The sequence below is a fragment of the Holospora elegans E1 genome (assembly GCF_000648275.1).
GTDB classification, from domain to species: Bacteria; Pseudomonadota; Alphaproteobacteria; order Holosporales; family Holosporaceae; genus Holospora; species Holospora undulata_A.
In genome coordinates this window covers 1-7,650 of sequence record NZ_BAUP01000067.1, presented here as the reverse complement: position 1 = coordinate 7,650, position 7,650 = coordinate 1, and the positions used below count along the sequence as shown (strand labels likewise).

The window sequence follows — 7,650 nt, the reverse complement described above, 5'->3', positions numbered from 1 at the left end:
ATACTCCCCCTCACTTTTTTGAAGGGTCTTTTAAAGATCCGAAAGAGAGGCTATTTTATTAAAAATAAACAACAATGTTTAATGCAAATGAACCTCTCATCCTTAATAAACAAGATAAAAAAACTATTAGCTTTTCACAATTCCCGCGCAGAGACTTTTAAAACCTTCGTACTTATCGATCAGCGAAAGGTTCAGCATCTTGCGCTGATCCACAAGATGAACTCTCCAGCTTCAATAAAATCCAAGCTTGAACGCGTCAGGAGTTTTTTTAAAAGGACAAGTAATTGAGGACAAGTTAATTGATTCTGGACTCTTCTCAAAAGCCTTGATATCAAGCATTTGGGAGCAAGTTCCTAAAATGCATTTAATGCTCGATGGCACCAATTGGAAGTTTGGAACGCAGAATATCAATTGCCTCGTACTAGCTGTTAGAGTTGGAAAGATTACGTTTCCTTTGTTTTAGAGCATGCTTGATCACCAGAAAAATTCGCACCCCCTAGCACGCATCAGTTTATTAAATCAATTTAAGGAAATCTTTGGGGGCGATAAAATTCTCTCCTTTTCAGCTGATCGCGAATTTGTGGGCAAAGATTGGATCACTTATTTGTTTGACTTATTTGTTTGACTTATTTGTTTGACTTGTTTGTTTGACTTGTTTGTGTGACCACAAGATCCCTTTTTTTATCCGTATAAAGGATAATCCATTGGCCAACTTCGGCACCTCTAAAAAGCCTTTGAAGGATTTTTTTACTCACCTAAATACGGACGAAAGCCGCCATCTGTATAACATGCTGGATGATCCTAGGGGGGGCCGTAGGTAAAAAGATTAAAGATGAGCACCTTGTCATTTGCTTAAGATAAAGACCGGGTACTAAACAAACAAAGATGGGATATTGAACGGCTGTTCAGAACTATGAAAACGCAAGGGGTTAACCTTGAAAATCCCCCTATGAAAGATTTGGGAAGACTTTCCAAACTTATGACCATTGTCGCTGTTGCTACTGTATACGCTTCTATAACGGGCCTTACACAAGAAATTGCTTACAAAAAAACAGTCAGAGCGCCTTTGTTATTCATACTTCACAAGGGGACTCAGGTGGATCAAAGATAAACTCTTATTCTTTGATTTCAGCGATCTTTTAAACTACCTGAAAAAAAGTGAGGGGGAGTATGGGAACTGTACAAAAAATGTTATTGGTCTGTTTCTTTCATATTAATTTTCCTTACAGAATTGACTCAGGCCTCAAGGACTTTCCTCTAGCGTACACAATATAAAATAGAAATAGTTATAAATTGTAGTCATGAAAAAGGGGGCGCTGTACATTGCCTTATGAAAAGACGTTATCCAAGAAGAGTATACTTTTAGGCTGTTTTTGGAAGGAGATCTTGAATTACCCAAGCATTCAAAAACAGCTGCGTTAAGAGTAGTTTGAAACAAACTCACAGGAAGAAATCCCCCAATCGTGGACACCGAAACAAAAAAGCCCCCCTTGAGTTTTTGGCAGACCACAAGTAAATCCGCTTTCGTCAATAAAAATGATAGAGCAGCCTAAAAGTCTTATACTCGAAAGTTTTTTCGAAAACGTGGATCGTTTTTCTGCGTGGAAGGATTCAAGGCTTTTTTTATGGCTCATTCCAAGGGAATACAAATACTACAGAAAATTTAGCTTAAATTATAACCATTTCATATTGATGTGTGCTATAATAATTTTTTTTATTTTTTCAGAAGACTTATTGTCTTTTGTTGAATTTCAGAGATCGAATCAAGAATCTCTTTTCGTTGAAAATCATATAGATAATCAAAACTTGGACCATATTTTCCGTCGTTAGAAACATTATTCCAATTATCTAAACATTCTGATGGAGGAGGAATTTTCACCTTTGAATCATTAAGTTGACGCACAGATTCCACGGAGACACAAAATACTTTTTCAAAAATTTGTTTTTTTAACAGTCCAGATTCAGGAGGAGGAAAAGGAAAATTTTTCAAATTTGGCTGAAATTTTGGAGCAATAGAATTGGTTGAAGTGTTCGTCAATCTATAATTTTCAAATTTTTTTGGTCTGTATAAAACGAAATTTTTAAAATCTTCAAAATATTTTTCTAATGACTGTATTTGATAGTTTAGAATTTTGGAACTATCCTCATTTTTTTCGTAGGCAGAGAAGTCAGTTTTTTCTCTTGAGTTAAATTATTTCCTAATAACACTTGCTCTGATACCTTTGAAACAAATTCAGCGATTTCACTCATACCTGCATAAGCTTTAACTTGAGGCATAAATCGTTCTATCTTATCAACAAGAGAAGATATAGAAGATTTTATTAGATTAAACGGAACTTGATTTTTGAAGGAAGAACCTTCGGGATCAAAAACTTTTATATCTTTAATATTCGAAGGATCTTTATACCTTAAACTTTTTAAGCATACAGAAAAAATTTGAGCTTTAGTTGTTTCAGAAAAAATTTTTCTCAATTCAGAAAAATCGATATCCTCACGCTCAGATAACTCTATTGCTTTGTCAAGATCAGCAGCAAAAGATTTTTTAAATTTTTCTGTTTCTTCGAATGATACAGATTGAAGAACCTCTTGAGATAAGCGTTCTGAATTTGTAGCAACACCGTTTAAAAATTCTTTTGCACCTAACAAAATACTTTCGATAGTGTTTAATCTTTTTTTAGATATTCGACATCAGAATCAATATTTCTGTAATCCTTTAGAATTTCTTTTCCAAGTCTTTTCAAATGATTAAGTGGTGGAAAACGATGCTCATTGAAGGATGAGATAATGTCGTTTTTCATCTCTCTTGTCTAGGCATTCACACTTTCTTTGCTAGCATGAGCAGAAACGCCTAAACCACTAATAAATAAAAATATTTTTTTCATTATAAAAATTAATGTTAAATGTATATTTAAATATAGTGCAATATAAAAATAAAAATTCTATTAAATAAAATAATTTTTTTTAAATATAGCTAAGATCACATAAAAAAGCTATGCACAACATGTACGACCAGAAAAAATTTCTGGAAGACTTTGGCCGTACTTTTCTATATTTGCCTCCTTATTCACCTGATCTCAACTACATTGGGAAAAAATAGTCCTAAGCTAAGCACTATGTAGAACGAATAACTTTTCTATTGATGACTTATTTAAAATTTATTTAATAGGACTTTTTTACGTATAGGACAAAAAATTTATATAAATATTTAAAATTGGATTTTGGAAGAAAAGGTTAGAATGAAAAATACTATCGTTTGACAAAGCAGTTTTTACGTCTTTTATAGTAATTTAGGTTGAATAAGATATGTTAAAGAACCACGAAATAGCGTCGAATAGAGCGTTGGAATTTAGTTATATTGTCACCTCTTCATTAGCCCAGAATTTCTCTATTGGATTCAAATCACAAGAGCAAGGAGGTAGAAAAATTATACCGCATTTTACAGATTCTATTAATTTTCTACTTCTCTTGGATTTATGAAAAGAGGAGTTATCCATAATAACACCTTAACGAAGCTTTAGTTCATTGATCAGAAATTTTTTCCTTTAGCATGGACCAATATAATCTTAAAAATCATGTAGTTAACGGATTTAGCTCGTATTCTAATATGCAACGTTGCTCCTCTTAACAGAGTTCATTCCAAAAAAAATAAGGCTTTTTAAGAAACTTCTAAAAAGCAAGTATAATCACTTTTTGTATAATGTTACACCGAATTATGAAAACGATATTGATTTCCGAGAGGGAGGCTATTTTTTGGACATGATCGAAGATCATACTTTTGTGGAAGAAATAAAAGAAAATTAGATGGAAGAAATAGAGCTAAGATCACATAAAAAAGTCATATTAAATAAATTTGAATAGGACGTATTTTTTTCAAGTTCTGACAAACATTACAGCTTAATTTATTCTCGTTGTATACGAATTTTTTATTTGATCTCCATATAAGACAGGTCATATTAATGCGTTGCCCATCAACACAATAAACATACTTCTTAACGAATATGAAAAATTAGACCGAAACTTTCTGTTCTTTTAGTAATGAATCTCTCCACAATGATTTAGGGATATGCGGTTTGAATTCTGAAAAAAGCATAAGAAAAAACGGATACTTTTTTCTTGTATCGTGCCATGTATTGCTAGAAGCGTCAAAAGTAAAATGCCATCCTCCGGAAAGGGGGGACGATAGCCAGATTTGTTCTAAAATATTATGCTGATGGATGAGGTATACCGAAGGAACAGCTGGAATCTTAACTTCCAAAACTCCACTTCTTTCGTTAACATCCCAAGAAAGAATAGACTCAAAAGCGTGAATACGAGAAAAAATTTCATCTAAAAGTATTTGAGCAAATTCTGCAAACATAAAAGAACTATCCAAAATATAACCTTAAACAGTTTATTTAAAAAATTTTATCTTGGTATATAAAAACATACAAGGGACTACTTCACATTATTTTACCATAAAAATTTTACGGTACCCTAATAATATTTTTTTAATTTTATTTTCATCAGATTTCAAAAACTAATATTTCATTTGAAATTATTAATTTTTTAATTGGACTTTTTTAAAAACAAGATCTGTAGTTTTTTATGAATTTAAGCTAGAAAATCATGTATTTTTTTTTTGAAAAAATGACATAATGTGGAATGTTCTTCATTAATATTTGGATTTTGTATCCCGCGTGCTGGGCTTATTTTTTCAGGGTAACTAAAGTAACGCTATTGGGAATTCCTGTAGTTGGAGGAATGTTAAGTTATTCCAATACAGCTTTTGCTCTTTTTTCTCTACATCCTTCCGTACGGTATTGTCCCCATGTTCAAGATTGGAAGGCGTACCAAGATAGTCCTTTTCTAGTAGAACTTCAAGAAGGATCCTATGATGAAAAATCTCGTGTTTTAATAGTTTCCGGTCCTTGTACACTTCGTCAAGGGCATGTTAAGTTGGAGTGCTCTTATCTGCTTTATGACCAATCAAAAAATGAAATTTTTGTCCAGAACGGACAACTAAAGGATAGCGCTGGAGACAGAATTTTTTTTGATAAAGGAACATTAAAAAGTACACTATCTACTGGAACGTTGCACAATGTTCGTATGTTAACTTATCTTAGAGAACGCATAACTGCCAGAAAAATTATTAAATTTTCTGAAGAAAAAATAAGAGCAGAGCGAATTTCTTACACACCTTGTCACGCTTGCAAAGATCGATTATCAGAAGAGCCATTGTGGTCTTTGCATAGTACAATTGTAGAACAAGATCAGAAAAATTCTCAAACAGAATATACGGATACGACTTTAAAACTGAAAGGTATTCCTTTTATTCAGGTTCCTTATTTTTATTTACCTACCCGGCCACGCAGTGGGATGTTGGCTCCCTATGTGGGGGGGAACGTAGGTGCTGGATTCTACACTGGGCTTCCCTATTATTATCGGATGAGTGCACAACAAGATTTGAAAGTCACTCCGTTTTACATGCAAAGCGGTGGAGGAATGATAGCATCAGATTACAGAAAACGGTTTTATCAAGGAGCGGTTCAAATTAGTGGAGCTGCCAATCTTGCTCCCAAACAACAAACCGTCGATCATCAAGGGTTTCGTGGCTACGGAGCTTTGGATTTAGATTCGCACTTTTCTCCTCACTGGCGTTTCTTTATGCACGAATATATCGTTTCAGATCGAACATTTTTTACTACGCGCCCCTTTTTTGGATTCACCAGCGCCCCTTATCTTGAATCTAAAAGTGGATTTGAAGGATTTTATCCAAAGCATTGGTTTTCTTTTCGGACTTTGCGTTATCAAGACCTTTCCCCCGATGATACAACAGAAGGATCTTGCGCAGTAACGCCAGAACTAAAATACTGTTATCGAAGCGGAATGTTTAGTAAAAAAATTACCGCGGATATAGAGGTAGGTACAGTATCTTTGTATAACAAAGAAGGTACGCAAATGCAGCGTGCTACTATGGATTCGGCTTTAGAAGTGCACCATTTGACCAATAGAGGCATTCAGATTCATGGATCTGTACGCTTGGGACAAGCCCTATACAGTGCACAAATTTGCCCTTTAAGTGTTTTACATCAGCCTTCCCCGTATACCTCCTTTGCGATGCTTTATATTCAACCTGAAAAAGTTTCTCCTCTTCTTGGTTTGCCTAGAATAAATACCCATTACTATCGTATTTTTCCAGAGGCAGAGGTTACATTTCGATATCCTGTCATGATGGGGTGTAGATGGATCATTACTCCAGAACTTCAGACAGTGGCAGCACCTGGAAAAATTAATTCTTGGCGCATTCCTAATCAAGATAGTCAAAACGTTCAATTTCACGACAGTAATTTGTTGGCCCATAATAGATTTACAGGGTTAGATCGTGTTGATGATGGAAGTAGAGTTAATTACGCATTAAATGTTCAATATCAGTTAAATTGTACTCAAAATATAGAAGCGTACATAGGTCAGCGGTGGTCAGTTACCCCTCCCGCTTTAGAGCTTATTCCAGTTGGGATCCGAAAAGGATTTTCTGATGTGGTGGGAAGAGTATCTTGGAATAGTTCTTGGGCAAAATTGTTGTACCGATTTCGTGTACACACTCCAAAATTAGACTCTCAAACACATATGCTGGGGGGAAGCATAGGATCTAAAATTCTGGAATGTTCTGGAAACTACATATTTATTTCAGCTCCTCCTTTAGCAATCAACCCTTTATATCGAACACTAGCGCATCAAATCACTATACAGGCAAAAACAAATCTCTTTACTCGAAATTGGCACCTTCGCGCATTTGTTACTCAGAATTTAAAAAAAAATAGAACTTATGAGTTAAGTGAAAATATCCCTCACTCTAATCGCCCTTTAAACCAAGGCGTTGGGGTTGGGTATGAAAATGAATGTTTTTTATTTGATTTTTTTCTTCAGTACAGTCGCTATAGAATGGCAGAAGATTTACGTCCAGGAATTTCTTTTGGCATCAGTATCAATTTAAAACAGCTTGGAAAAATTCAAACGAGCAAGCAACTTTTTTCTCGTAAACCTGATAAGCGACAAAGTGAAATTCCTTCTTTTCCTTCTAATTGTGGAGTAGAGACATTTTTTCCAACATAATAAATTAAAAAATCCTATTTTTCTTTTTTAATTTTTTAGCGATCTTAAATACAACAAATTGGTAGCACAAAATAAATTGGTAGCACAAAATTTTATAATCTCTAAATTCTGAAATTAACAATTTCAACTGTAGTAATTTAGGTTAAATTGGGTGTGATTTTTTTGTTACAACAAAAGGAAAATGACAAAGAGCTACACCAACGATTTAAGACAAAGAGGAATAGAATATTTAGATGAGGGGGGGCGGATATATTGAAGCATCGCACCTATTTAAAATAAGTGTATCAGCGATAGGCAGGTGGCATAGAAAATTGGCATAGAAAATACAGACAAGAAGGCAGTTATGTCCAATCAAACTGAAAGTACTGGACTGATACGTTGAAAGTTGTCAGTGATGCGGTCGACAAGATCCGTGGCGATGTTGTCCTAGCAATCAAACTGAAAGTGTTGGACTAATGCGTTGAAAATTGTCATTGGCGCGATCGACAAGATCCATGGCGATGTTGTCTCGGGTTTGGTAGAAAAAATGCAGTATACTATTGCAAAACTCTTTGGCAG

The 7,650-nt window shown here is 34.4% G+C and carries 9 protein-coding genes and 1 pseudogene; 6 read left to right on the top strand and 4 right to left on the bottom strand.

Annotation, left to right across the window (positions count from 1 at the left end; all coding sequences use genetic code 11):
- Positions 1-81: 81 nt before the first annotated feature.
- From HE1_RS08095 to HE1_RS08090, 5 genes are all read left to right on the top strand, one after another.
- Positions 82-288, top strand: a complete 207-nt coding sequence (locus tag HE1_RS08095) for a hypothetical protein (RefSeq protein ID WP_162480050.1) — start codon at positions 82-84, stop codon at positions 286-288.
- Positions 248-463 carry a hypothetical protein gene (locus HE1_RS06420; protein ID WP_052567245.1) on the top strand — a complete coding sequence of 72 codons (216 nt, stop codon included), beginning with the start codon at positions 248-250 and terminating at the stop codon, positions 461-463. Before HE1_RS08095 ends, HE1_RS06420 begins: the two co-directional genes overlap by 41 nt.
- A gap of 3 nt (positions 464-466) precedes the next feature.
- On the top strand, positions 467-625 hold the full coding sequence (locus tag HE1_RS08780; RefSeq protein ID WP_162531200.1) for a hypothetical protein: 159 nt from the start codon (positions 467-469) through the stop codon (positions 623-625).
- A gap of 288 nt (positions 626-913) precedes the next feature.
- Positions 914-1,111, top strand: a complete 198-nt coding sequence (locus HE1_RS02490; RefSeq protein ID WP_035544340.1) for a hypothetical protein — start codon at positions 914-916, stop codon at positions 1,109-1,111.
- Complete coding sequence (locus tag HE1_RS08090) at positions 1,038-1,217, top strand: hypothetical protein (protein ID WP_162480220.1); 180 nt, start codon at positions 1,038-1,040, stop codon at positions 1,215-1,217. The genes HE1_RS02490 and HE1_RS08090 overlap by 74 nt, the downstream gene beginning before the upstream one ends.
- 497 nt (positions 1,218-1,714) lie before the next feature.
- On the opposite strand, the gene HE1_RS02480 is transcribed toward HE1_RS08090, so the two are convergent.
- The 4 genes and pseudogenes from HE1_RS02480 to HE1_RS02470 form a co-directional block, all read right to left on the bottom strand.
- A complete protein-coding gene (locus HE1_RS02480; RefSeq protein WP_035544335.1) occupies positions 1,715-2,038 on the bottom strand; it encodes a hypothetical protein in 324 nt (107 codons plus the stop codon).
- Between the two features lie 86 nt (positions 2,039-2,124).
- Positions 2,125-2,646, bottom strand: coding sequence for a hypothetical protein (locus HE1_RS02475; protein ID WP_035544333.1), 522 nt, complete (start codon positions 2,644-2,646; stop codon positions 2,125-2,127).
- A gap of 704 nt (positions 2,647-3,350) precedes the next feature.
- A pseudogene (locus tag HE1_RS07145) lies at positions 3,351-3,500 on the bottom strand (transposase); the annotation flags it as partial.
- Between the two features lie 506 nt (positions 3,501-4,006).
- Positions 4,007-4,372, bottom strand: a complete 366-nt coding sequence (locus HE1_RS02470; RefSeq protein WP_035544331.1) for a frataxin domain-containing protein — start codon at positions 4,370-4,372, stop codon at positions 4,007-4,009.
- Between the two features lie 344 nt (positions 4,373-4,716).
- On the opposite strand from HE1_RS02470, the gene HE1_RS02465 reads away from it, so the two are divergent.
- Positions 4,717-7,092, top strand: coding sequence for an LPS-assembly protein LptD (locus tag HE1_RS02465; protein ID WP_162531198.1), 2,376 nt, complete (start codon positions 4,717-4,719; stop codon positions 7,090-7,092).
- Positions 7,093-7,650 lie beyond the last annotated feature (558 nt).